We start from the raw sequence: 23,964 nt of genomic DNA, 5'->3' as shown, positions 1-23,964 counted from the left end.
CTCCGTTAGGTCCATACTTCCTCTGCAATTTCCTTCACATAACGCAGTTTCCGCCATTGTTGTTCTTCTGTTAAAATATTGCCTTCTTCGGTGGAAGAAAAGCCGCATTGTGGGCTCAGACAAAGCTGATCAAGAGGAACATAGGCTGCCGCTTCTGCAATCCGGGCTTTGATCTGCTCTTTATTTTCTAACTCGCCGGTTTTCGATGTGATTAAACCAAGCACGATTTTCAAATCCGGTCGATTCACATATTTTAATGGCTCGAAACTACCTGAGCGCTCATCGTCAAATTCTAAAAATAAGCCATCTACGTTTAAGCCTCCAAATATAACCTCAGAAGCATAATCGTAACCACCCGTTGAGAAATAGTTGGATTTATAGTTACCCCGACAAATATGCATCGTCACAACTAAATCTGCCGGTTTATGAGCCAAAGTTTCATTAATCATGTGCTGCATCGTTTTCAACTCTTCCGCCGGCTCCAAACCTTTAGCGCGCAGTTTATCATGGCCAGCCTCTGAGAAGAGATCTGCCCAAGCTGTATCATCTAATTGCAGATAACGACAGCCCGCATCATAGAAGGCTTGAATGGCTTTTTGATAGGCTGCAATCGTATCCTGAAGAAATTGCTCCCGGTCCGTATAGCTGTTGGCGCCGTTTTCCAATCGATAAAGAAGCATATTCGGACTTGGAATGGTTTGTTTTGCGACAGCGTCACCTGCATGTTTTTTCACGAATTTAAAGTGCTCCACAAAGGGATGCGTAGAAAAATCGACCTTACCTACAACCCGAATTCCACCCTTGCGAGTCTGCATGTTATGGAACTGAGGTCCATCAATTTCCTCATACAGCTCTACGCCATCCAAGCCGCCCAGAAAATCAAAGTGCCACCAGCTTCTGCGGAACTCACCATCCGTAATAGCGAGTACGCCATTTTCTTTTTGTTTATCAATTAATCGAATAATCTCTTGATCTTCCACAGATCTTAGTTCCTCATATGTAATCGTGCCAGTTTTATATTGTTCACGTGCCTGACTCAAGTTCGCAGGACGTAGGAAGCTTCCAACGTGATCGTTACGAAATGGTATCATAGTAAAATCTCCTTCTAACTCTTTTAGTTTCCTGAGTATAGCATGATCAAAATGATCACCCGTAATATGAAAAAAGCATGACTGGTCATAGCTTTTAGCAATAACAAAAAGAGCTCAACAAGCAAAAAATCCACAACCTCATAGGGTAGTGGATATATAAGGTGGAGCGAAATGCTGTGGTCGTTTCGCAGCGACAGAATGCATCTCTAAGCAGATTATTGTTCATCAAAATAATCATCTCGCAAATCTAATTCTTTCAAACAATCTATGAATTTTTCTCTGAAATGAGGTTGGTTTTTATATTCAGGCCACACGGCCTTGTAATAAGGCAATAACTTTTCATGAGGAATAAGGCCCCAATATGAAATTGAATGTTTCAAAACTTCTTTTTGGTCGCTGCCCATCAACATCTGTTCCATTATTTCCCACTCTTCCGACTTGTTAGAACAATTTCGTGCAGCATAGATTGCAGCAGTTTGTATGTTCGGATCAGTGTGGCACAAGAAAGGTGCAAAGTTTTGAAGGGTAATTGCGCCCGAAGATTCCAAGACATACCCCACATGACGTAACGTTTCCGGATCTTGAACTCTGTCCAGGCTTTGCAGTATCACTTGTATAAACTCCGTTAATTCAGCAGATTTACCGTACCAGTTCAGAATGTTTAAAGCTTGTAAGAAATCTTCATTTCTTTCTGAATGCATCAGCTCAAGCAGGAGTTCTCTTCCTGCGTCAATAGAGGTTTTGCAGATTAACTGAATGGCTGTCGTGCGATCATGTTGACTTTGCTCTGCAGCGCTGATTAAGAATTCAATGGTGGGCTGCGTCACTTTCTTAAACTTAAACATTCCCTCAAGAGCTTTGATCTCCATTTCTCTATTCGCAGCGTTTTGATAAACCTGTATCAGCGCCTGTTCATCACCCGGCATTCGACTGCCAAACCAACTGATATCATAATCCAAAATGATTTCATCCAACCAGCGCTCATACCAGTCCAGAAAGTGTTCTTCGTAGACAAAGAAAAAGGGATGATCCGGATGAAAATCTGAAGTGTAAACGACCTTACCTCTATATGCCCCTTCAAGTATGAGATACATATCGTACTCGCAGCCTTGTGTGCCAATGCACAGCATGCCACCCAGCACCCGTTCACGGGCTGCTTCATATTCCAGGTCGGAGATGTCCTCATCCCGAATCAAAGGTTCTATAAGATGATTCCACTCCTCCTTTGTCATCTCGGGGTACAGAACACATTATGAATGGAGTGCATGACTAGCGGTATAGGAAGCTGCCTTCCCTATTGAATATAATCCGTAATAGGGTCCGGCCCCTCCATTACCCACTTTCGTTAAAAACTGCGCATAAGACTCCGGGAGTGTAACCTGATTCTCTACCTGCCACTGTGTTAGCTCTTTTTGTGTCAGCTTCCGATCGACCTTATACTGGTGTGAAGATGCTCCAAACACCAAAAAAGCCGTATCCTTCTGCATAGCTTTTTCGAGCTTGTATTTGATTCGATCCAGCTGCGTTTCTTTCTTCCGAAACAACATAATGAATTCCCCCAATTGGTTATCGCTGGCCTTCCTTCGTCTGCTTATCCAGTAATTTCAGCAGATGCGGAAATTGGTATTCCCCATACATACGCTGTATGTGCTGTGCAGCAGTTTCCAGCTCCATGCCGATAGAAGTGATATACAAAGGTTTAGTGCTTTTCCCCCGGTAAACCTCTTTGACAACAGCCTCATTATTGTGAAAGGCATTTTTTGCGACACCGATCACTGGAATTCTCTCAGAAAATTCTCTATATACAAAATGTCCAAGTCCAGGCCTTTTTTCGTTGTTTAAATATACATAGCCATCTACCACAATAGTATGTATTTCATTAATGTCGGTATTTTTCATGAGTTCACGTATGCACGGAAGTTCTCGTTTGTAGAAAGAGCCGGGTTCGTATTCGTGAGGGTTCCCCGTGTAAGAGGTGATGATATCGAGTGGTTCAGCATCTTCCCAATTTTGAAAAATAACCCCCACTGATTTTGCTCGATTTTCCTCATAATACACATCGACAGCAATGATCATAAATGTCGGTCACTTCCCTGTAATATTTTAAACTGCCGGTTAATTCCATTGTACCATATCGTATATTTTCAGCTGTAGACTCACCTTCTGAAGAGTAACTATCTCTTATTCCGTTGAATTACCTCAAGCACAATGAACCCAGCCAAACATAGAGATTACATTTACTCGACTTCCAGTTCTGCCTACGTAGTGTTAAACTTAAACGAGAATGGCCTATCTATCTTAATGGATGCCGTACAACCGAATGAAGGCAAAATATACTCATACATATGGAGAAAGGACCATCATGAATCGTTCTCTGAAGCAGCCGATGAGATCAATTTTAGTACCCGTGATTCCCGGTGGAATCATGACTATTCTTATATTTTATTTGGATTACTTTCCATTTGAACTTGTTGAGAAATTTCTACTGTTTGCAGCTTTCGTCATTGTACCTTTTGTCATCTTGCTTTTGAACTACGATAAAAAAAATAAACAGCAGCACATCCTGTATGCCGCTATGAAGTGGCTTCAGTATCCAGCAGCGCTTCTCACCCTATTTTCCGTCATGAGCAGTACGATGTGGGGATTAGAAAACACGGAGATACCGGGTATTCTCTCTCTTGGATGGCTGCTGTTTACACTGCTGCTTGGCACCTATGGTACGACCATTATTTTAATTTCCGAAAGAAATGCGGCAGAAATAGCCATTGGCGCAGGACTGGTCTATTTTTTTATCGGAGGCATCTGGTTTACCTTATATCAATATCAAGTCAATCTGTTCCAAGCCAATCCCGCAGCACACGCGTTGAGCTCAGTCCATTTTCATTTTTCATCTGCGATCGTTCCGATTTTTATAGGTGCACTGGGACGAATCATGACGAAGAAAAGCTGGTATCCCTGGGTTGTGGCCATCGATATTATCGGACCCCTATTGATTGCTTTCGGTATGATTTTCTCGAAGCCGATCGAGTACATTGGTGTCACTCTGTTCGCCTGTAATATTGTCATTTACACCACATATCTCTTTGCTTATTTGAGAAGGAACCCCCTGCACCGTAAGGCAGCCTTCTTTTTGGGTCTTTCCTGCACTGCCTTTTACACAGTCATCGTGCTTTCTATTCTCTATCCGTTACTCAAAAATATGTTTTCTATGACGATACTCGATTTCATCCCCATATACGGATCGCTGCATGCATTTGGTTTTGTCTTATGTGGACTGATTGGTTGGGTATACATGGTAGACTCTATTAAGAAAAAAGCTTAGTTGCGAGCATAGATGCATGACCTTTGTGAATATTACCTGTAATCCAAAAGGCTCCGTCCCATCCAATTCAAATTGAAACAAAAAGACACTGAAATGCTTCTCTTCAGTGTCTTTGGTATGGATACTTTTCTATTACTGTGATTAAAGCTGCTTGATAATCTCTTCCAACTCATCGACCAAGCCTTTTGCGCGTTCAAAGTCCGTATCTTTCAACGCCAACTCGATTTGCATTTCAACCGCTTTTTTCTTTTGTTCATTTTCCAAATAATCCTTGCTGAAATGTCTGGCATATATCATTTGTCTGAATTTGCGCATACTCATTTTTCTAATCGTCTTGTCGTTAATGATAAGTACATAATCCATACCGTTTACGACGGAATAGAAATCATGGGAAATCATGAGGATTGCGCCTGGATATTCCTCAATCGCTTTCTCCAGTGCGATCTGCGTATAGATGTCCAAATGGCTTGTCGGTTCGTCAAGGAGGAGCAGATCGGCATGACTCGCAGCAGCTTTAGCCAATTGGAGCATATTTTTTTCGCCACCGGACAGCGATGCGATCTTCTGATCCAGAATTTCACCTTCAAAACCGTAGTTTACAAGATAGGCTCTGATCTCATCATACGTTTCAAACCCGGCATCAATGAATTCATGGAGGATCGTATTCGTATCTTTGAGTGTCTCGCCCTGCAGCTGCGATAAATAAGCCGCCTTGAGATTATCATTGATTTCGATGGAATCCTGATTGTTTTTAAAGATATCCCGGAGCAGTGTCGTTTTTCCGGTACCATTTGGGCCGATGATGGCCACTTTATCTGTCGATTGGATCTCGAAGCTTACATCTTTCAAAAGCAGCTCGTCAAAGGAAACACTATAGTCACTGACCTTGACAGCCATGCTGTCTTCGACTTTATGATCCAGATCAAATCGGATATTCGGCTGCTTAATATCGACAAACGGTGCTTTGATTCTGCGCGCTTCCAATCGTTCTTGAAATTTCACCCTCGCTTTTAACGCTCTACCTCTGGAAGCTTCTGAGTTAATCGTTGCAATCGCTCTGAGATTTTCGATGACACCATCGTACCTCTCGATCTCCTCCGCTTCAGCAACCGCGATCTCCTGCAGCTCTATTTTAGTCTGCAGCAAGGAGAAATTGTACTCGATATATCGTCCGTCAAACTCCTGAAGTTCCAAGTTTTCGAGGTGAATGATTTTGTTGAAACAATGATTCAAAAGATAGCGATTATGCGTAACGACCAGCAGCATTCCTTTGTGGGAGTTAATCAATTGTTTAAGCGCATTGAGATTTTCGAAGTCTAAAAATACATCCGGTTCGTCCATAATCATCAGATCCGGACTACGGAGCATTTCCTTCATTACTTGAATAAGCTTGAATTCCCCGCCGCTCAAGGAAGATACGCCAACGTCTTTTAGCTTCAGAAGGTTGGCCAGATTCAGCTGCTTATGGATCGTACTTTCATAATCATCGCCACCCATTGCATCTAATGTGTCCAGCGCTAATTGAACCTTTTCCAGCAGCGAATCCATATCCGGCGCAGTTCCCATCTCCGCATACATGGCTGTGATTTCATCCTGGATCTTGATAAAATCCTCCGCGATATATTCAAAAACAGTCATCTCTGCCGTGGGGTCTACCTGCGAGAACTGACTCACATATCCGATTCTATACTCAGGGTCAATCTCCAGTTTCCCCTCGAACAGATGTCTTTCCGGGTCCATCAGGATTTCGATCAGCGTACTTTTACCACTACCGCTTGTTCCGATAAAGGCGCAGTGTTGGCCTTCTTCAAGCGTAAATGAAATATTTTTGTAGAGTTCTTTTTGCGGAAACGAGAAGGATAGTTGTTCAACTTTGATCATGGTGTTACCTTTCTTGGTATCTGAATTAGTAATTATGGTTGGAGGTACTGCAGATTGTAAGTTTGAGGTTGTCGATTCTCAGCGTAACACTGATTGAGGGTGAGTACAATTGGTTTGTATTTCTAAGCTTACGTTGAAGTTTGGCTCCTTAGAGCAGAACAAGTCAGGGCCATCCTATGTTGGATGACCCTGACTCAATGTCTTTATTAAAGTTTTGTATACATTATCGCAAAAAATCCATTTCAATATAGGGAGCGTTATTTAACAAATTTCCATAGTAGAAGCGTCGGGCCTGCTCAAACCATTCGCTCCAATCAGGAGCGTTAAAGTCTCTGCTTCTATACAGCGCAGCTAGAACTCTAGCCTGCCTTAGATTGATAAAAAGTGGTATTTGGCTCAACTGATCTTGACTGATCGTATTTTCTTTAGTGTAGCCGTTTAAGAAGCTGCCGTAGTAGCGTTTGGCGATCTCCTTCCTGACATCTTCTGACACAACCCACGGAATAGGGATTTCATAAAATAATGGTGCAGCAATATCAGAAACAAACCAACTGTACTCGACTTCGTCGTAGTCAATAATAAAGGCTTCATCTTCATCGTTAAGATAATTGCCAGGACTGATATCCCCATGAATAAGACCGTACGTATCCTTTTCCTTCGGTAGAGCGCTGACTTCAGTAATTATAAGATCAAAGTTGGGATGTAATTCCAGCGGGCAATACTTCTTAAATGAAGCTAGTAGGGTATTATCATTCCATTCAAAACGTGGAATCTGAGGCGAATAATTACGTGAAAGCTTATGTATCTTTCCAACCATTTGTCCAATATTCTCATAAAATGTACTGCTCTCTTCCGCTATAACTGCACTTCTGCCGGGCGCTTTCTCAAAAGCAGCTGCAGTAAAGGACTCGTCAATGATATGAATGAAATCCCCTGATAAAGACTGAATGGGCCTCGCTGCTTTCATCCCATGATCCGCCAGAAACATGACAAAATCCAGTTCTGCTCTTGTTAATGATTCATTCCGATGTGTGATATGCGTGATTCTTAAAATAACCTCTCGATCTCCGATTACCCCGGAATAAACGAAGTTCTGAAACCCGTTTAACTCGATAATGGAATCTTCGCGTATCCCAAAACATTGTGCGGACTGTCTCATTATATCTTGTGTGAACAGTTGTTTAATCTTTTTATCCATACAATCTCTCCTCTTTGCTGTTATGGTAACAACAGATGTCGATAGAAAATATACCGAGTTTGATTCATAATCAAGTTTTACGCAAAATGTCGGATCGAAAGCCGCTTAACAGGCTGCTGAAACCATGTTGCTGAGTACTTGTTCATAAAACATCCTTCTTCCTGTCTCTCCCATTGTATTTATTTTCTAGTATAATAGCTTAAACCAACAATAATCTTATAATGATCCTGCCTTCAGCTTGTAAGGAACGCTTACGAGCTATCTAAGGTGGGAAGAAGGAGAGTTATTATGGAATATCATGTATCCGTACATGGAAATGATCAACAAAAAGGAACAGCGGATCAACCCCTTCGTACCATATCACGCGCTGCGGCTCATGCCATGGCTGGTGATACAGTTATCGTTCATGCGGGAGTATACAGGGAATGGGTTAACCCGGCGAACGGAGGAACGGCAGAGCATAGAATCATCTATCGATCTGCTGGAGACGGCGAAGTCGTCATTACAGGAGCTGAACGGATTACCAGTTGGGCATCCGAAGGAGACGATGTTTGGAGCACAGAGGTGCTCAATTCCATCTTTTCCGTTCGTAACCCCTTTGAGGTAGAGCTCAGTGGAGACTGGTTGTTCGACGGGCCTTTTCCGATTCATCTGGGTGATGTCTATTTGGATGGTAAGTCCTTGTATGAATGCGATAGTATTGAGAGCGTTAACAAGCCTGAAGTCTGGCCTGAAGCCAAATATCCCAAGGACTCACTGTTAAAGTGGTATGCCGAAGTGGGCTCTACCACAACCAAAATCTGGGCGAATTTTGGCGGGAAAGATCCTCGTAAGGAGAATGTAGAAATTAATGTGCGTCCATACTGCTTCTGGCCTGAGAGACCAGGACTTAACTATATAACTGTAAGCGGATTCACACTTCGCCAAGCTTCTCCTCAATGGGCACCGCCTACGGACTACCAGGAAGGTTTGATTGGGCCTCACTGGAGCAAGGGCTGGATTATTGAAAACAATATAATCAGTGAATCCAAATGCGTTGGTATTAGTCTAGGTACCGAGATTGGCACAGGTCACACCAACGCTTTGGAAAAGCGGAGTAAAGGCGGGACTCAACGGGAGCAGGAAGTTATTTTACGAGCATTACGCTCCGGCTGGCATAAGGATAACGTCGGCAGTCACATCGTTCGTGGTAATGTGATTCATGATTGTGAACAGGCAGGTATTGTCGGTCATATGGGAGCTGCATTCAGCCGCATTTATCAGAACCGGATTTATAATATTCACCATAAACGGCTCAGACACGGTGCCGAAGTCGCGGGAATTAAACTGCATGCTGCACTAGATACTCAAATTAACGAGAATATCGTCTACAGCTGTTACCGTGCGCTTTGGCTTGACTGGCAGGCACAGGGCACTCGGATCAGCCGCAATGTATTCTTTGACAACATGTCTGAAGACCTCTTCGTTGAGGTGTGCCATGGTCCGTATATGGTTGATCACAATCTATTTCTCTCTCCTATGAATTTCAGAAATATGGCCCAAGGCGGGGCATTTGCTCATAATTTATTTGCAGGCCGATTTGTCGTTCGTTCCGAGATTACGCGGATTACGCCGTATCACTTCCCTCACGAGACGGCTATGGCCGGATACTCCAACATTACCGGAGGTGATGACAGGTACTACAACAATATCTTTGTGGGTGATAACGAAGCCGACGCCGATAAGGAGCCTGTTCCTATTACCTTCTTTGAGCATCTTCCCCTTAAACCAAGGGATGAAGTTGGGGAGGACGGGAAGACGGTCATGGATGGTGTGCCGGACAATTCCATTTGTTATCTGCATGCTGTAGGACTTGGCGGCTATGACAAACATCCGAATGTGAAAGATAAGAGGTGGTGGGAATACACCAAAGAGGAGCTTAAGGAGCTTGGCGATGCTGCCAAAGATTTCTTTATAGGCAATGCCGTTCTACCGGTAGCTATGGGTGGCAATATATATCTCAACCATGCGGTTCCAAGTCGTCACGAATCGAATGCGGTAATCCATACACAGAAGGGCATAAACGTTGAGATTGATCCTGTGCTGGGTAAGGTGCAGATTCAGATTAATAATCCCGAGCTGCTTCAGGGCAATTCTGCGATGGTGATTACCACTGACCTGCTTGGAAAAACGTATCACGCCGATACGAAGTACGAGGAACCAGACAGCACTCCATATCAGTTTGACTCCGACTTTTTCGGAACAAAGAGACTCGATGCAGATATCACACCAGGTCCCTTTGAGTTAACCGAAGATGGTAAGGTTGAGTTTGAGATTTAATTTGTGATTGAGGGTCCAGTCACTTTAGGTGACTGGACCTTTATTCTGTGTAAAGCCTATATTCTGCTGTTTATACTCAAACGGCTCTTCACATGAATACATTTCATGAAAAAAACCTTTAAACGGGATATCGTCTTCAAAACATTTTATAAGATACGATAGTTCCTCATCACATACCAGTTCTTCACCAGCATTATGCATCACTTCGAATGAATCAATAATATTTTCCATCAGCGTTACTTTTATGAATAAGGGCAGCTGATCCAGAACTGAATCATCGATCTTGGTCTCTGATTTATAACCTGAAAGGATTGTCTCAAAATAATTATCCATGAACTCTTTGCGTTTAATGACATCTGGTTCAAATTGTATCCAGCCTACGCCATGTGTCCAAAGACCCGCCAAGTCATACATATACCAACCGAAGCATGAATTATCGAAGTCATATACAGTTATTTGTCCTGTATCAAAATCTATCGAATAATTGCCATCGTTGAAATCAAAATGAATCATACCGTAAGTCTCTTGGTTCCTGTCAAATTTGTTTAAGGTATCAAGAAGCTCTACCATCTTCTCCTTAAGCAGAGATAGGGAGCTGGGTATCATTTTATCGATATATTCACCATTGAATTTATCAAAAAAACTGTATCGACAATGGATAGGATGGTATCCTTTTGATATTTGGTGCAGTTTCCCCAAGGTCTTGCCACAGTTAAAATAATATTCGGTAATTGGAACTCCATCACGATACTGATAATTATTTTCTACAAGCATTTTCCCCTTAGCTTTTTCAAACAGGCAGACAAAAAAGCTGTGGTTATTGTAGGTGATCTCCTCCAGCAGATTCCCATTCCGGGAGCTGATTACATTTGAGACGCTTCCTCCATGCTCATGTAGATACCGGACAAATTCCAATTCGCCTTGGAAATCCTCTCGATTCCTGTCAGGTAGGAAAGCGATTCGAAGTATTTTAGCATCACTCCCCGCTTTCTCGCAGGTATATACGACATTCCGCCCTCCATCATGTGGTGGAATCAGCTGGATTTCATATCCTTCTAATTCGAACAACTCTGATACCGCTGTAAGTATGCAGGTATCTCCCATTGATACAACTTCGTTATAATTTATAACTATCTCTCCTTTTCGCGTATAAACATTTATTTATGAATACAAAAAGAGCATACCTCAATAGCGGCAAGCTCAATGAACTTTTTTGATCATTTTAAGTGTTATATACTTTGATGGGTGCAAACCATTCCATTTGGCAGTACTCCCCATCATATGCATCCATATCAATTTTTTCGAAGAAGAATTCGCTATCCAGAAGTTCGTATCTTCCGCTGTGCTCCTTGACAAGCCTATCAATAGCAGTATACAGCTCCTCTGCGCGCAGTTCACTAATCTCCTCGTAATGATGGTTCCCAATATAACGAAAGCCGACACACATAGACGCCCGAACTGTATCCCCTGTAAAGCCCTCAGGTATCCCGTTCAGATCCATGACACGCATAGACGGTAGATAGTACGTCCAACTAAGCGATGGATCAGGAGTTCTCGTTAGACCATAATAAATATTGGGTTCTGCCGGATTAGGAATAATATGCCTCCGGTTCCACCAAAACTGTTTGGCAGCTTCAGGTGCTTTAGTTGGAGCTTCAGCAATCTCAATCTGATATATTTGCCCCATTAAATGAAAGGATGGAATCATGACCATATCCGGCCCGTATACCAAATTCCCACTAACATTGTTCTTAGGAAACAAATGAAGAGGAGTTGTTACGTGAATATATTGACCAGAATCTCTACATTCACCAGGTGTAAGCCCATACTCACGTTTAAACGCACGTATGTAAGTTTGCTCATGTTCATAACCACACTCAATGGCAATGTCGAGGACCCGCTTCTTAGTTTGCATCAAATTCTCCAAGCTGACAGCCAGCTTCCTGGAGCGGATATAACTTTTCAGTGGTACGCCAAAAGCGAACTTGAAAAGTCGACGCAAATGTACATTGGAAATCGGGAGATCGTTTAGATAATCTGTCTCGCTTGCACTAGAAACGTTTTTTTCTATTCGAGATAGAAGCTCAGAAAGGAGTATGTATGGTTCTATAGCTTATGTCACTCTCCTAATATACCTTTGTTCCTAAAATTCTAAATTTGACATATTTTCTACTAGTAAAACTATACCACAGGGAGTAAATATTAAAAACTACATGGAATGATTCTTTGCATAGAACTAACTTCTAATATTAGTTCCTTGTATCCCAAGCAGTATGGTTTCCCCCACACTTTTTCTAGAAATTCAGGCACTGTTACAACGGATAACACTGATTTTCCACAGTATATATTTATTTGCTTTAAGCAAACAAATAAGTTATATTTGTAATATGGAAAAAAAAGGAGACAACTCATTGACCTCAAGAAAAGAAGAGCTTCGAAAAGTAACTTACAGCACATTTAGTCTGGCTCAAGAATTTCGCAAAGTTCAGGAATTACGAAAGGATTACGACCGAACAAGCTTTGACATCCTTATCCTTATAGCGAGCCAAAAGCGAATGCGCCCGTCCGATATCGCTGCCGCTTTGCAATTAAACCCTTCTTCCATTACTAGAAGGATGCAGTTGCTCCTCCAGGAGGGACTTGTTTCGGCTGAAAACGATCCGTCCGATCAGCGTTCGAGCTTAATTACCCTCACTCTGACTGGAGAAAAAGCATTAGAGAGCTACTTTGTTAGAAGCGTCGACGCGAACGATAGGCTCCTGGAGAACTGGAGCGATGAAGAATTGAAGGTATTTGCGGCTATGCTATCGCGGTATTCCGAAGCTTTGAAGAGATGGCGAGTGAGTCTATACCCGGAAGATAAGGAAAGATAGTTCCATAGAGAAAGGAACATGATTGATGTCCAAAGTTCTGTTTATCAACGGTCCCGCTGAAGGTCATATCAATCCAACATTGGGATTGGTTCACGAGTTAATCCATCGAGGAGAGGAAGTAGTTTATCTCGCGCCTACGCCATTTCGTCGCAAAATCGAGCTTACGGGAGCTGAGTTCAGGGAGTTTAATAGCTTCTACGGGAAACCGGACCCGGGGGATCTTCCCGGATTTCTCGGAATGATGCGTTTTTTGCTTCGATCGGCTGACAAAGTGATTCATCAGGCAATGGAGCTAACCACTACAGAACGTTATGATTATGTTGTGCATGATGCATTTTTCGGTTGGGGGGCGCTCATCGCTCACCTGCTCAAAGCGACATCCATCAGCTCCATTTCTACCTTCGCTCCCGTAATCAACAGCAGCATGACGGGAAAAGACAAAAGTTCTACAGCACAGCTTGAGGAGATCAAGCAGGAGATGCTTAAGCTTTCAAGTCGTTATGGTTTTTCTGTATCCAGGATTCAAGACATCATGTTCAACAAAGGCATCATGAATCTTGTATATACTAGCGAATATTTTCAGCCCCACAGACACTTATTTGATGAAACGTATCATTTCGTAGGTCCTTCCATCGCCGATCGTGAGGATGCCCCCGATTTTACATGGTCACAGCTGGAAGGAGCTAAGAGCATTTATATTTCTTTAGGCACGATCTCTAATGACGACAGGAGCTTCTACGAGGATTGTTTCAAGGCATTTGCAGAGATGCCGTATCGATTTGTTATGTCAATAGGAAATAAAATCAGCGAATCCACTCTAACCGGTATACCGTCAAATTTTATCCTCCAACCTTACACTTCCCAACTGGAGATTTTAAAAAGGGCCGATCTCTTTATCACTCATGGAGGAATGAATAGTGTAAGCGAGGCATTGTACCATGATGTTCCGCTCATAGTGATTCCGCAATCAGCCGACCAGCCAATCGTCGCCTCCAGGTTGGAAGAATTGGGCTGCGGCATTAAGATGAGTCGCCAGCAAGCAACCCCAGAAGCCTTGCGAAGTACCGTTAATCGCGTTATCTCGAACAACGCGTATAAAAGAAATTGTTCTATTGTTGGGGAGACACTCCGAAATGCGGGCGGATATAAGAGAGCTGCAGATCTTATTATGGCAATGACAAAGAAGCGCTAACTACCGAGCCGTCTGCATGAGCAGGTTTGAAGCTTCATCTCCGAGACGTTCGAACATGTTCCCCAATAACAAAGGTTGCCCACAATGCTGCGGGAAGTGTTTTTTGTCTGGAAAGCATGATAGGTCCTCCCATTTCCTCACACACCGATGACAAGACTTAACTTCTTTGGCAAATAAACAACCGTATGTAACACGCCAAAGCACTCTTTATAGGATTTATAAATTAACAGGTTCATATCTGCACAACAGGCTGACAAGTCGGTGTCACCCAATTCAAACCTCATATCTAATTACTTCGCCTTCATTTATGGTACGGTTCTTCGCGCTGTCGGTAACAGCAAGTTTTCTTCAATAGCAGGAATATTATGTATTTCTATAGAAGGATCTAACTGACAGAAATGCTAATAGAAGGAGTGATTCATAACTTGAAAGGTACTTTGAATCGAGTTATTGCTTGTTTAAAGGGTGTATCAACAGGAGATGCGATAGGTAAACAAACTGAATCATTGAACTTCGAGGATATCAAGCAATGGTTCCCAGAAGGAATTAGCGATTTTCATGGTGAAATAGGCAGCATTATGCCCAGATATGAGGGAAAACATTACTTCTGGAAATTTGGTGAGACGACAGATGACACCGAACAGACTCTCTCCATTGCAAGAGTAATAGCTCTAGATGGCAAAATCACGCACTCCTCTGTAGGAAAAGAACTTATGCTCTGCAAAAAATCAAATCGTCCCACTCTGCTCCTGGGTAAATTTCAAAAAATCGGAAATCCATCAAGAGTGGCATTTGAAGGTGATGGATGTGGAGCAGCAATGCGTTCAGCACCAATTGGTGCCTTATTCTCTACCCAGAGGTTGAATGATCTCGTTTCAAGTGTTTTTGAAGCAAGTATTCCTACTCACGGAGGAAGAATTGCAATTTGTGGTGCTAGTGCAGTAGCTGCAGCGGTTTCGGCTGCAATTGACGAAAAGCTTCCGTCTGAGATAGTACAACACGCTGTTCAAGCAGCTAGAATAGCCGAAAAATATCGTCCTGAAACTACAGAAGAAAACATCGCTGACCTGATTTTACGTGTATATGAAGATCTATCAAGCCTAGAGACCTTATCATTAGAGTATATAAAAGAAAAATACATGCCTTGGAAAACTCCAAACATCGTTGCTTTAGCAATAACTTTCGCAGTTCTCACTCAGTCAGCCGAGAAAACAACTTTACTAGCTGCGAATCTTGGTGGTGATACAGATTCAGTAGCTTCAATGGGAGCTGCAATTGCAGGAGCTCTTTCGCCACAAACTGTAAATGAAAGATGGTATCAAGCAGTAGTTCAAGTCAATGGTAATGAACTTCTTCAATTAGCACCAAAGATTGCTCAACTTCGTTTATAATTTTTTTTCTAAGAACCGCATTTACAGTTTCTTCAATTTTATATTATTTATCAGCTTATACGACGGACCCCTGTAAAAACAGGGGTCCATTTTGATTTTCAGGAGTGTAAGAATGAGAATCGTTAAGAAACATCAGGACTGGACTTTAAAGTTTTACGCCGGTTCCGAGCACTTCCAGCCGTGTTCCTCGATCATATCGAGGGCTGCTTTCAACAACTTAGTAACGAACTAGAGGATAAAGATAGGAGCGGAGTTTTGCTTGGGCAGCCACGACTGAATCTTCGTTCTCAAAGCGGGAGACAACTCATATATACAAATCCATGTCCTGCAAGGAAATTCGGTAAAAACTTTCGCTGTTACTTGTGGTACGGCTCTCCTCGATTGATCTTCACCGCGCGATAAATCTGCTCTACCAACACCAGCCGCATTAGCTGATGCGGCAGGGTCATGCGCCCGAAGCTCAAGCGCTGCTTAGCACGGCGCAGCACCTCATCGGAGAGCCCATGGCTTCCTCCGATGACAAACACGACATGGCTCGTCCCATACGTACCGAGCTTGTTGATCTACAGAACTGAACATCCAATGCAAAAAACGCAACAACATTCGCCCCGTCCAACCTCCATGATTCGATAATGCAATCAATGCAGTCACGAATTCTCTTTCCAATATTCGAGTAAGAAATCACTATAATTTTTGAAATTCGAATAGTAATAACTATCATTTACTTCTCTTTTACCTATTACTGAAGTATCTTCAGATTTACATTGAGGACAAACTATATTTATGTTGTTATTAATAAAGAAGTCTGCACTCACCTCATTAATTAACAACTCTCTCAAACATTTATTACATTTTATTTCATAAGCAATGAATATTTTGTTTTCATTTTCCTTAAGATTAGGAATGTCATTATAAAAAACAATTTCAATTAATGTATTAATCGCATCTTTTATTGCATAAATATTTTTTTCCATTATTATGTTAATTCCATCAAAATCAAACCAACCATTGGGATTGACACTTACTGCATTACCAGGGAACAACTCATTTGGAGCAAGTGAGAACTTGGCAGTCAGTGGGCGTCTATGTACAATTTCATTTCTTATTTGTACGACAGTTTTAATCTCTTCAGAATTATAGATATCAAATAATTTTTGAATGTTTTCCTTCTTTGAATATTTCTTTTTTACTGACTTTAACAAACTATTGCTTTTGTTTTTTGTAGAAATATTGAAAAGTTTATATCTCCTCTTCAACTCAACCTCGACATCTTTTTTTAATTCCATATCTATTGGCTTTGCGACAACCTTATACCCTTTCCCACTTGGAACAAATTGAATTTGATGACAACCATTTTCTATTAATTGTTCTCGAACATCATTCCCGACAATTAACTCAGTTTGGAGTAACTCATTCACAATTATAAACAAGTACTCCCATATAGAGCTCATTCTTAATATAGCACTCTCAAGAAAAAAAGAATTAACTCGACGATCAATAGAACTAGTTTCCAAATGTACTACTGATTGAGCTACTGATACACATAAATCATTATTATAATAATACTTTAACTCATCTATAAGTGGCACTAAATAAAGTTCTATTCCTAAATCAGAAGCAATTTTATCTTGTTTAGCATCAACTTCAAATTCGCTTCGGTACTGTGAAACTTTTTCACTAACTTTGTTAAGGACTTCCTTGTTCAATTGAAAGTTTTCAACTGAATAATATTTATGTGTATTTTCTATTTTCTTTGATTTTTTTTCACTGAATTTAAACATAACAATCACTTCTTTCAGTTAATTTAATTTTTCTTTAAGATGATGACAGAGTGTTCAATGCCCCTAATCCTTAAAGAAATCAATAGGAAAAAGGTCGAATTTGTAATTTTTATCGGTTAAGCACATCGTCTTTTATAATCTGTTAAACCGAAACAAATCCTCCTTTACACAGATGTTATTTTCACTTCTTCGGATACTGCCGGTGTCTTTTCGACTAACCTACAAAGAAACAATCAAAAAATCATGATTTCTGCTGATGTCTGGAGCCAAGTGAAAAAACTAATATATACATTATCGCGGAACTCTCTAATTAGGAACAGGGTGAATGTATGGCGATTTATTATTTCCTGACCTGGAGGCCAGTAGTCTCTCCTTACTAGTTCTGCTCAATAGAAAAAACCCGTATCAGTTGATACAGGTTTAGGTCACCTATCGACAACAAATTCAATAGCGCTCTCCAACCAAAAGTAGTTACTGATCAAAGTCTCTAATAACATCCACACTAAAAATTTTCGCCGTTACTTGTGATACGGTTCTCCTCGATTGATCTTCACCGCGCGATAAATCTGCTCTACCAACACCAGCCGCATTAGCTGATGCGGCAGGGTCATGCGCCCGAAGCTCAAGCGCTGCTTAGCACGGCGCAGCACCTCATCGGAGAGCCCATGGCTTCCTCCGATGACAAACACGACATGGCTCGTCCCATACGTGCCGAGCTTGTCGATCTCCACAGCCAGCTCCTCGGAACTCCAGAGCTGACCATCCAGTGCGAGCGCAACGACATGCGCCTCGCTCTTCACATGCGCGAGAATGCGTTCGCCCTCGCGCTCTTTTACCGCCCGAACCTCAGCTTCGCTCAGGGTATCGGGCGCTTTCTCGTCTGCGACCTCGATCATCTGAAACTTGATGTACGGGGCGAGCCGCTTGGCATATTCCTGAATGCCCAGTGTTAAATATTTTTCCTTCAATTTGCCTACGCCTATAATTTGAATCAACATCTGATCATTCCTCCTGAATCGTCGTCACTGCTTAAAACCTATCTAAAAACCAGATGCGTCCAGCGCATCGTTTCCAGACATAATTCATTCAAAACTCTAGCGATCACCACAAACCTTATTCAGTCCGAATTGCCCAATTTTAGGATCTAACGATTACAGCAGACGCTATTTCCCCCAAACCATGCATTTTTCGCCCTGTTTGAAGCAATTTTATCAAAATAAGCTCTCTACGGATCGTTAGAATTTCAACCAAGCTCATTTCCCCCAAATAAGGCTTCTCATGATCGTTACAATTTCACCTGCCAACCACGTCCTTAATTACCGCCCGATGTCCTGCCCGTTCTGCCTTGACCGCTCGTCAGCACAGACTCCCTCAGCCGCTCGCTCCCTACAAATGCAAAAAGAGCGCTCAACACGCTCTCTCTGCTTCTTGCTGTGATGTTCATACCGGATCGAACCAAGTCTATAGCCAGAGGCAGTACCGCTCTGCTGCGCCATGACAACAACATCCCACAGCATTGGTCAGCACCCCTGGCAGCCTGCTCTACAGTACGCTAAACGACAAGGAATTCCGCGTGCTGATCGCATTCAGCGCATTTGGCAGGCGGGTCCCAGTCGGCAAATTCCGTCTCCTTCAAATCCACGATATCTGGAGCGTCCTCATATTCATCCACAAACATGTCGATGGCAATGTCCACGTGTTCTTTGCATACAACGTACATCCGTCAAGCATCCTTTCTGTCACCAGCTATGTTCCCGATTCACAGGCCGCTTATCCTACAGGATAGCCACTTCTCAGTTCTATCACACCTGCCGCGGAAAAGAAACCCCCACATCACAGTTCTGTGCAAAAACTTGACGCTCTTATACCAAAAAGGCCTCTTCCTCGAGATGTACACATATATCTTTCTCATAAGATAAAAAAGGCACCCCTCAACGATACCCCATCAGGTACCAATTGCGGGAATGCCCTATTTTAACCTCAAGCGTACGTTCACACTTTTTGCTCTATCCCTAATCTTGTCCGTATATTTATCCTTACCCTTCGCTTCCGTCCTACTCCAATCCCGACTGCGCCTTCGTGAGCAGTTTCCCGCTTTGAAATGCAATCACTGCGTTGCCGCCGTTGCCCGCCGTGCCCTTATAGTTGTACACGACCATGTTCTCCGCTTCACTTAGCGCTTCACCTTCACCGCCTAGAATGTTGATAACCTCTTCCACGGTCATGCCAACCTCCAGCTTCTCATACTGGGCAAATGTAATCAGCACCCCGTCTCCTTTTCCAGCGGATCCGTTGTTTCCTCCAGCGACAGGCATCTGACCACCAGTCCCTTGTCCAGCAGCGCCAGCTGTCTCGAATTCATTCAGCTTTTTCTCAAGTGCAGCAATTTTCTGTGCCTGCTCATCACTTTTAATTCCCTGTTCGGTCAGCTTTTTCTCCAGCCCAGCGATCTTTTCCTGCAGTGCACTCGTATCTACGGAAGCAGCTGGTGTGCTCTCCGATCCACAAGCAGACAGCAGCATCATTGATAATGCCAAGCTTGTTCCTCCAAGTACCTTTTTCTTCAATAGATTCATCTCCGAATCCCTCCATTTTCAGATTAGCCGGCCTGCTCACACGTTAAACAGCTGTTATTTGCATCAACGACCTATGTAAACACATTGACATTAGTTTACCATACAGGCAAACAAATGTATCTGCGCCTTTAGCTCCAATGTCTTTCCCGAGTAGATGCAGTATGCGCTGATCCATAATTACCCTATCGTCATCTATTCCTGTTTGCGATGCCCTACACCTCAGCATTAAACGTTATGTACTCCAACGTCGAGCAGTGACCTTCTTTTTACTACATTCCATACCTCTCCCCCGATAAAAATGAACATAAAAAGAGTGGTCAGAAGTTCTGACCACTCTCTCTACTGCAGCCTACTCCAATGATCATCTTTATCATTATGACCATTAAACATAAAATATCATCGCTTTTCACTCTGCAATATGTCATCTCTGCACGAACAACCAGCTTCCATAACATGCGTCACCGCTTCGGTCACGAGCAGATTCCACAGCACGAATCATCATTTCATCAAGGAGCAGCGGCAGCGTTACCGCCTTCACCACTTACAGCCCCACAAGCCTTACTCCGGCTTATCTGTCAGCTTCACAGATACTTTCTCCGCTTTGCCATCCCGATAGAACGAGACCTCCAGTGTATCACCGATCTTTTTCTTATCGTATAGGAATTTTCGCAGGTCCAGCGTGGAGGTAATTTTTTGCCCATCGAATTCCGTAATGACATCATTCAGCTTCATGCCTGCCTCGGATGCCGGTCCGGAAGCCTCCAGCACAACCACACCACTATCGACATGAGATGGCAGCTTGAGGTCTTTGCGCTGATCATCATCCAGTGGAGCGTACGGATTACTCAGATCAACCGTGTACACGCCGAGATAAGGACGTGAGACTTTGCCGTCCAGCAGCAGGGAATCCACCGTTTTCATCACTTCGTTCATTGGAATGGCGAAGCCGAGACCTTCAACGCCTGTATCCGATATTTTCATCGTATTGATGCCTACGACTTTCCCGTTCAGATCAACCAGTGCTCCGCCGCTGTTGCCTTCGTTAATGGCCGCATCCGTCTGAATCACGTTCTGTTCCCAGTCGTACACACCGTCCTGGTTAATCGATACGGGCAGAATCCGATCCGTGTAACTAACGATGCCTGATGTCAGCGTACCACCGAGACCCAGCGGGTTACCAATGGCCAGCACCGTTTGGCCGCGCTGCAGCTTGCTGGAATCACCAATTTCCGCTGCAGCTCCCAGGCCTTTATCATCCGTTGAGAGTACCGCGATGTCACTCACCCGGTCCTTGCCCACCAATTTAGCTTTATGTGTTTCCCCGTCTACAGTCACAATCTCCAGGTCACTGGCGCCTTCCACGACGTGGTGATTGGTCATAATGTAGGCTTTGCCGTCTTCCTTTTTAAAAATAACCCCGGACCCCAGCGCGGAATCTTCCATCGACAGGCTGCTGCCTGTTTTATGATTCACGATGCTGACAACCGAAGGACGTACCTCTGCTGCTGCATTGATGATGCGATCGTATGGATCAACCACCTGTGCTGTCTGCGCAGTTCCACCACCTTGACCCGCTGCATTGGCCAGAGGAAGCTGAGCTGCAGGCTGGCTGATGAAGCTGAACAGCGTTACCGTTACGATCGAGCTAATTACCGAGCTGATCACAGCTACCTTGACGGTAGAACTGAGTTCCGAGCGTGACCTGCGTGGATTGCTCCAGCGATCACGTGCGCGTCTTCCGCCTCCCGGGCGGATGATCTGAAGTTTGCCTTTCTGTTCAGGTTCGGCGCGTCTTGATACCTTGGTTGAATAAAAATCGTCTCCAAACAATCCCATCGTGATCCTCTCCCCTTCGTTGTCACGCATCAAGACCCTGACTGCCGCCCAATTTATTCCATGGATGACCAGTGGAACTCCCTGTCGCCCATGACTTTTTTGCATTTTCACAAAATGGTCCTGCACATCGCCGCGTCCCGGAACAAAGCCGGGAGCAAACCTTTATATACAACAGAATGGCTCTCCATCCTGTATGCTCTATCAATCATGCTCTCGCATGCTGCGAGATTCGAGATTCCATTTCATACGCAAAAACAGCCAAAATCATAATACTCCTTATATACTAAACACTTTATATCCCAAAAAGTTGCATAATTACGTAAATAAACGTAAATTTTCACGATAACTCGCTCAACAATAAAGGTTCATACTATTTATCACCACAAAATGGGATGTGCTAAGCGCTATTCTTTTGAATTCATTAAACTTTTTCCATCCTGTTTCATGCCAAGTTCAAAGCAGTACAGCTGCCATTTCAGCATACACATCCTGCCCGTTAAATGTTAGCGGCAAAAAGAGGAATGTTTTCTACCCAGCCTGACTACAATAATAGTAAAAGAACAATTCAAAGCTTCATAGAAAAGAAGGAGGATTCCACAATGGAACGCACACGAACACTCACAGCTATGGACGAAGTTCACATGGCGGCCAAGCTGGCCGATCTCAAAGAAGAGCATTACCGCAACACACTAGCACTCAGCACCATCATTGAACTGCTTATCGATAAAGGCATCCTCACACGCGAGGAAGTGGAGCGCAAAGCCGCCGAACTGGACAGCTTTATGGCTCACCCACCCTATCCCATGGTGTAGGGCGATCATAATACGTATCACAGAGCTTGAACTCATGATCCCGATAAAAACAACCACGGCTCTCCATCGCGTCACGCACCGACATTTTAGCCAAATCCATCATATTATGATCCCGGCTGAGATGTGCCAGATACGTACGCTTGATGCGTCCGTTCATCAGTTCACTAAGCGCCGCACCTGCGGCTTCGTTCGACAAATGCCCGATGTCACTCAAAATCCGGCGCTTGGTGTTCCACGGATAACGCCCCATGCGCAATAATTCGACATCATGATTCGCCTCCAGTACGAGCACATCCGAGTCCGAGATCGCATCGCGAACCTTGTCGCTCATATAACCAAGGTCTGTCGCAACGGACAGCTTCTCGCTGCCATCGTCGAACGTGTAACCTACCGGTTCAGCCGCATCATGTGAAATACCGAACGACTCTACACGCAGCGAGCCAAAATCATGCTTTTCACCCGTTTCGAATATCCGCCGGTTCTCTTCCGGGATCGCTCCGACCGATTTCTCCAAAGCCGCCCATGTATTCGTATTTGCATAGATCGGTAAATTATATTTCCGAGACATCGCGCCTAGTCCTTTAATATGATCCGAATGTTCATGTGTGACCAGAATACCGTCCAGTTCCGTCCCTGAAATCTCCCGTTCCAGAAACAATGCCTCCAGCCGCTTCGCGCTGAGACCCGCGTCAATCATGAGTGAAGTACCCCCATGCTGAATGACTGTGGCATTACCTGTCGAACCACTGGATAACACCGTAAAATATATCCCCATAACGCATTACTCCCCTGGTTTATCTGACTTGGGACTGAATACATCCCCACTGATGCCCTGCACGTACAGCACTTCGCCACTTTCCAGCACAAACCGCCATGCCGGCATCGCTACCTGTATATCTGAGTTAAACAACTGGCCGTAGTAGCCCAGCTGAATATCTTTCACAATTGCATCATTTGGCAAAAAGTTTTCGATCAGCGTTCCCAGCGCCTTTGACGCCGGAAGTACCTGCTGCTCGCTCTCCTCGGCGGTTGTAATCCGCACGGGAGTCTGATGATAACCCGTGATTTTCTGATCGCTGTAGAACAGCTCCAGACTCACGTTAAAAAGCGGCCATTTGCCGTCCACCAGCGGGTGGAGCACAAAAGCCCCATCTTCCGCCATCAGCTGATCCAGCCGGTACGTGCTGATTTGAGGAATCTCTCCCTGCAGCGCGTCTGTCAGCTCGCTTGGCGAGAAGATCAGCTTGCTGTCCACAGGCTCCTCCAGCTCAACTTCAATACCCGACTTGTCCTCTTCAATGAACTCATAGGACAGCTTCGGCAGCTTGGGTGTCTCATTTGGAATCGGTGCAAGTACCTGAATACTCTTCTCTTCCATGGCCTGCTGCGTATTATCCGCAAGTGAGGTGAAGTCCAGATTGGCACCAGCCGTTTCCCGTGCATCCATCCAGATCTGATAACCCAGCACCAGATTCAGCAGCAGAAAAGCATAGATTAATACATTTTTTGCCCGTCCCCAATCCAGATCTTTCACCTCCTCTTCCGTTTAATCACTTCAGGCTAACGATTCGTAGGAGCCTTATATACCCCATTTCCCGCTCGTTTTAATTCTAACGATTCAGAGAAGCCCTATTTCGTAATTCCTCACACGTTTTCACCATTTTTAGCTCATTTCTACAGAAATAGCATCAC

The 23,964-nt window shown here is 43.6% G+C and carries 22 protein-coding genes and 1 pseudogene; 6 read left to right on the top strand and 17 right to left on the bottom strand.

Features of this window, described 5'->3' with window-relative positions:
- Window positions 1-5: 5 nt before the first annotated feature.
- From ABXS70_RS26495 to ABXS70_RS26480, 4 genes are all read right to left on the bottom strand, one after another.
- Window positions 6-1,091, bottom strand: a complete 1,086-nt coding sequence (locus ABXS70_RS26495) for a 5-methyltetrahydropteroyltriglutamate--homocysteine S-methyltransferase (protein ID WP_366292103.1) — start codon at window positions 1,089-1,091, stop codon at window positions 6-8.
- 215 nt (window positions 1,092-1,306) lie between these two features.
- Window positions 1,307-2,323 carry an SMI1/KNR4 family protein gene (locus ABXS70_RS26490; RefSeq protein WP_366292100.1) on the bottom strand — a complete coding sequence of 339 codons (1,017 nt, stop codon included), beginning with the start codon at window positions 2,321-2,323 and terminating at the stop codon, window positions 1,307-1,309.
- An 18-nt stretch (window positions 2,324-2,341) separates the two neighbouring features.
- A complete protein-coding gene (locus ABXS70_RS26485; protein WP_366292097.1) occupies window positions 2,342-2,638 on the bottom strand; it encodes a hypothetical protein in 297 nt (98 codons plus the stop codon).
- A gap of 19 nt (window positions 2,639-2,657) precedes the next feature.
- On the bottom strand, window positions 2,658-3,167 hold the full coding sequence (locus ABXS70_RS26480; RefSeq protein WP_366292094.1) for an endonuclease V: 510 nt from the start codon (window positions 3,165-3,167) through the stop codon (window positions 2,658-2,660).
- 286 nt (window positions 3,168-3,453) lie between these two features.
- On the opposite strand from ABXS70_RS26480, the gene ABXS70_RS26475 reads away from it, so the two are divergent.
- Entirely contained in the window at window positions 3,454-4,413 is a 960-nt protein-coding gene (locus ABXS70_RS26475; protein ID WP_342553525.1) for a YndJ family transporter, read from the top strand.
- Between the two features lie 141 nt (window positions 4,414-4,554).
- On the opposite strand, the gene ABXS70_RS26470 is transcribed toward ABXS70_RS26475, so the two are convergent.
- Window positions 4,555-6,294, bottom strand: coding sequence for an ATP-binding cassette domain-containing protein (locus tag ABXS70_RS26470; protein ID WP_342553526.1), 1,740 nt, complete (start codon window positions 6,292-6,294; stop codon window positions 4,555-4,557).
- A gap of 223 nt (window positions 6,295-6,517) precedes the next feature.
- Window positions 6,518-7,492, bottom strand: a complete 975-nt coding sequence (locus ABXS70_RS26465; protein WP_342553527.1) for a phosphotransferase — start codon at window positions 7,490-7,492, stop codon at window positions 6,518-6,520.
- 288 nt (window positions 7,493-7,780) lie between these two features.
- Between ABXS70_RS26465 and ABXS70_RS26460 the strand changes: the two genes are divergently transcribed.
- Entirely contained in the window at window positions 7,781-9,811 is a 2,031-nt protein-coding gene (locus ABXS70_RS26460) for a right-handed parallel beta-helix repeat-containing protein (RefSeq protein ID WP_366292089.1), read from the top strand.
- Between the two features lie 24 nt (window positions 9,812-9,835).
- Here the strand turns inward: ABXS70_RS26460 and ABXS70_RS26455 are convergent, their stop codons facing one another.
- Both ABXS70_RS26455 and ABXS70_RS26450 read right to left on the bottom strand, forming a co-directional pair.
- A complete protein-coding gene (locus ABXS70_RS26455; RefSeq protein WP_342553529.1) occupies window positions 9,836-10,915 on the bottom strand; it encodes a phosphotransferase in 1,080 nt (359 codons plus the stop codon).
- 118 nt (window positions 10,916-11,033) lie between these two features.
- Window positions 11,034-11,828 carry a helix-turn-helix transcriptional regulator gene (locus ABXS70_RS26450; protein WP_366296782.1) on the bottom strand — a complete coding sequence of 265 codons (795 nt, stop codon included), beginning with the start codon at window positions 11,826-11,828 and terminating at the stop codon, window positions 11,034-11,036.
- Window positions 11,829-12,222: 394 nt separating this feature from the next.
- Between ABXS70_RS26450 and ABXS70_RS26445 the strand changes: the two genes are divergently transcribed.
- The 3 genes from ABXS70_RS26445 to ABXS70_RS26435 all read left to right on the top strand — a co-directional run bounded on the left by ABXS70_RS26445 (window position 12,223) and on the right by ABXS70_RS26435 (window position 15,267).
- Complete coding sequence (locus ABXS70_RS26445; protein WP_366292085.1) at window positions 12,223-12,684, top strand: MarR family transcriptional regulator; 462 nt, start codon at window positions 12,223-12,225, stop codon at window positions 12,682-12,684.
- 25 nt (window positions 12,685-12,709) lie between these two features.
- The gene (locus ABXS70_RS26440) at window positions 12,710-13,876 is read left to right on the top strand and encodes a macrolide family glycosyltransferase (RefSeq protein ID WP_366292082.1); all 1,167 of its coding nucleotides are present in this window, start codon (window positions 12,710-12,712) and stop codon (window positions 13,874-13,876) included.
- 425 nt (window positions 13,877-14,301) lie between these two features.
- Complete coding sequence (locus tag ABXS70_RS26435; protein WP_342553532.1) at window positions 14,302-15,267, top strand: ADP-ribosylglycohydrolase family protein; 966 nt, start codon at window positions 14,302-14,304, stop codon at window positions 15,265-15,267.
- Between the two features lie 356 nt (window positions 15,268-15,623).
- Here the strand turns inward: ABXS70_RS26435 and ABXS70_RS26430 are convergent.
- The 7 genes and pseudogenes from ABXS70_RS26430 to ABXS70_RS26400 form a co-directional block, all read right to left on the bottom strand.
- Window positions 15,624-15,830: pseudogene (locus tag ABXS70_RS26430) on the bottom strand (23S rRNA (pseudouridine(1915)-N(3))-methyltransferase RlmH); the annotation flags it as partial.
- An 84-nt stretch (window positions 15,831-15,914) separates the two neighbouring features.
- Window positions 15,915-17,048: a hypothetical protein gene (locus ABXS70_RS26425; RefSeq protein ID WP_366292080.1), complete on the bottom strand. Its 1,134-nt coding sequence runs from the start codon at window positions 17,046-17,048 to the stop codon at window positions 15,915-15,917.
- Window positions 17,049-17,566: 518 nt separating this feature from the next.
- On the bottom strand, window positions 17,567-18,046 hold the full coding sequence (gene rlmH, locus ABXS70_RS26420; protein WP_123067026.1) for a 23S rRNA (pseudouridine(1915)-N(3))-methyltransferase RlmH: 480 nt from the start codon (window positions 18,044-18,046) through the stop codon (window positions 17,567-17,569).
- Between the two features lie 318 nt (window positions 18,047-18,364).
- The gene (locus tag ABXS70_RS26415) at window positions 18,365-18,565 is read right to left on the bottom strand and encodes a hypothetical protein (RefSeq protein WP_342553533.1); all 201 of its coding nucleotides are present in this window, start codon (window positions 18,563-18,565) and stop codon (window positions 18,365-18,367) included.
- Window positions 18,566-18,600: 35 nt separating this feature from the next.
- Entirely contained in the window at window positions 18,601-18,768 is a 168-nt protein-coding gene (locus ABXS70_RS26410; RefSeq protein ID WP_090923561.1) for a CxxH/CxxC protein, read from the bottom strand.
- A 334-nt stretch (window positions 18,769-19,102) separates the two neighbouring features.
- Window positions 19,103-19,624 (bottom strand): hypothetical protein, encoded by a 522-nt coding sequence (locus tag ABXS70_RS26405; protein WP_342553534.1) that lies wholly within the window; start codon window positions 19,622-19,624, stop codon window positions 19,103-19,105.
- Window positions 19,625-20,182: 558 nt separating this feature from the next.
- The gene (locus ABXS70_RS26400; RefSeq protein WP_342556486.1) at window positions 20,183-21,460 is read right to left on the bottom strand and encodes a trypsin-like peptidase domain-containing protein; all 1,278 of its coding nucleotides are present in this window, start codon (window positions 21,458-21,460) and stop codon (window positions 20,183-20,185) included.
- A 599-nt stretch (window positions 21,461-22,059) separates the two neighbouring features.
- Here ABXS70_RS26400 and ABXS70_RS26395 point away from each other — a divergent pair.
- Complete coding sequence (locus ABXS70_RS26395; protein ID WP_090923564.1) at window positions 22,060-22,272, top strand: hypothetical protein; 213 nt, start codon at window positions 22,060-22,062, stop codon at window positions 22,270-22,272.
- Here the strand turns inward: ABXS70_RS26395 and ABXS70_RS26390 are convergent.
- Window positions 22,241-23,047, bottom strand: coding sequence for an MBL fold metallo-hydrolase (locus ABXS70_RS26390; RefSeq protein ID WP_090923565.1), 807 nt, complete (start codon window positions 23,045-23,047; stop codon window positions 22,241-22,243). The two genes, ABXS70_RS26395 and ABXS70_RS26390, sit on opposite strands and share 32 nt — an antisense overlap.
- A 6-nt stretch (window positions 23,048-23,053) precedes the next feature.
- Entirely contained in the window at window positions 23,054-23,797 is a 744-nt protein-coding gene (gene yycI / locus ABXS70_RS26385) for a two-component system regulatory protein YycI (RefSeq protein ID WP_342556487.1), read from the bottom strand.
- Between the last annotated feature and the right edge of the window lie 167 nt (window positions 23,798-23,964).

Source organism: Paenibacillus sp. AN1007 (assembly GCF_040702995.1).
Lineage (GTDB): Bacteria > Bacillota > Bacilli > Paenibacillales > Paenibacillaceae > Paenibacillus.
The sequence above is the reverse complement of the archived record's forward strand: the minus strand, read 5'-3'. Positions and strand labels throughout refer to the sequence as shown.

Coding starts and splice junctions, on each gene's coding strand:
- ABXS70_RS26440 (WP_366292082.1), top strand. CDS start 12,710: ATGTCCAAAGTTCTGTTTATCAACGGTCCCGCTGAAGGTCATATCAAT.
- ABXS70_RS26470 (WP_342553526.1), bottom strand. CDS start 6,294: ATGATCAAAGTTGAACAACTATCCTTCTCGTTTCCGCAAAAAGAACTC.
- ABXS70_RS26475 (WP_342553525.1), top strand. CDS start 3,454: ATGAATCGTTCTCTGAAGCAGCCGATGAGATCAATTTTAGTACCCGTG.
- ABXS70_RS26410 (WP_090923561.1), bottom strand. CDS start 18,768: ATGTACGTTGTATGCAAAGAACACGTGGACATTGCCATCGACATGTTT.
- ABXS70_RS26415 (WP_342553533.1), bottom strand. CDS start 18,565: ATGCTGTGGGATGTTGTTGTCATGGCGCAGCAGAGCGGTACTGCCTCT.
- rlmH (WP_123067026.1), bottom strand. CDS start 18,046: ATGTTGATTCAAATTATAGGCGTAGGCAAATTGAAGGAAAAATATTTA.
- ABXS70_RS26495 (WP_366292103.1), bottom strand. CDS start 1,091: ATGATACCATTTCGTAACGATCACGTTGGAAGCTTCCTACGTCCTGCG.
- ABXS70_RS26400 (WP_342556486.1), bottom strand. CDS start 21,460: ATGGGATTGTTTGGAGACGATTTTTATTCAACCAAGGTATCAAGACGC.
- ABXS70_RS26460 (WP_366292089.1), top strand. CDS start 7,781: ATGGAATATCATGTATCCGTACATGGAAATGATCAACAAAAAGGAACA.
- ABXS70_RS26485 (WP_366292097.1), bottom strand. CDS start 2,638: ATGTTGTTTCGGAAGAAAGAAACGCAGCTGGATCGAATCAAATACAAG.
- ABXS70_RS26395 (WP_090923564.1), top strand. CDS start 22,060: ATGGAACGCACACGAACACTCACAGCTATGGACGAAGTTCACATGGCG.
- ABXS70_RS26455 (WP_342553529.1), bottom strand. CDS start 10,915: ATGGGAGATACCTGCATACTTACAGCGGTATCAGAGTTGTTCGAATTA.
- ABXS70_RS26465 (WP_342553527.1), bottom strand. CDS start 7,492: ATGGATAAAAAGATTAAACAACTGTTCACACAAGATATAATGAGACAG.
- ABXS70_RS26390 (WP_090923565.1), bottom strand. CDS start 23,047: ATGGGGATATATTTTACGGTGTTATCCAGTGGTTCGACAGGTAATGCC.
- ABXS70_RS26425 (WP_366292080.1), bottom strand. CDS start 17,048: ATGTTTAAATTCAGTGAAAAAAAATCAAAGAAAATAGAAAATACACAT.
- ABXS70_RS26480 (WP_366292094.1), bottom strand. CDS start 3,167: ATGATCATTGCTGTCGATGTGTATTATGAGGAAAATCGAGCAAAATCA.
- ABXS70_RS26490 (WP_366292100.1), bottom strand. CDS start 2,323: ATGACAAAGGAGGAGTGGAATCATCTTATAGAACCTTTGATTCGGGAT.
- ABXS70_RS26405 (WP_342553534.1), bottom strand. CDS start 19,624: ATGAATCTATTGAAGAAAAAGGTACTTGGAGGAACAAGCTTGGCATTA.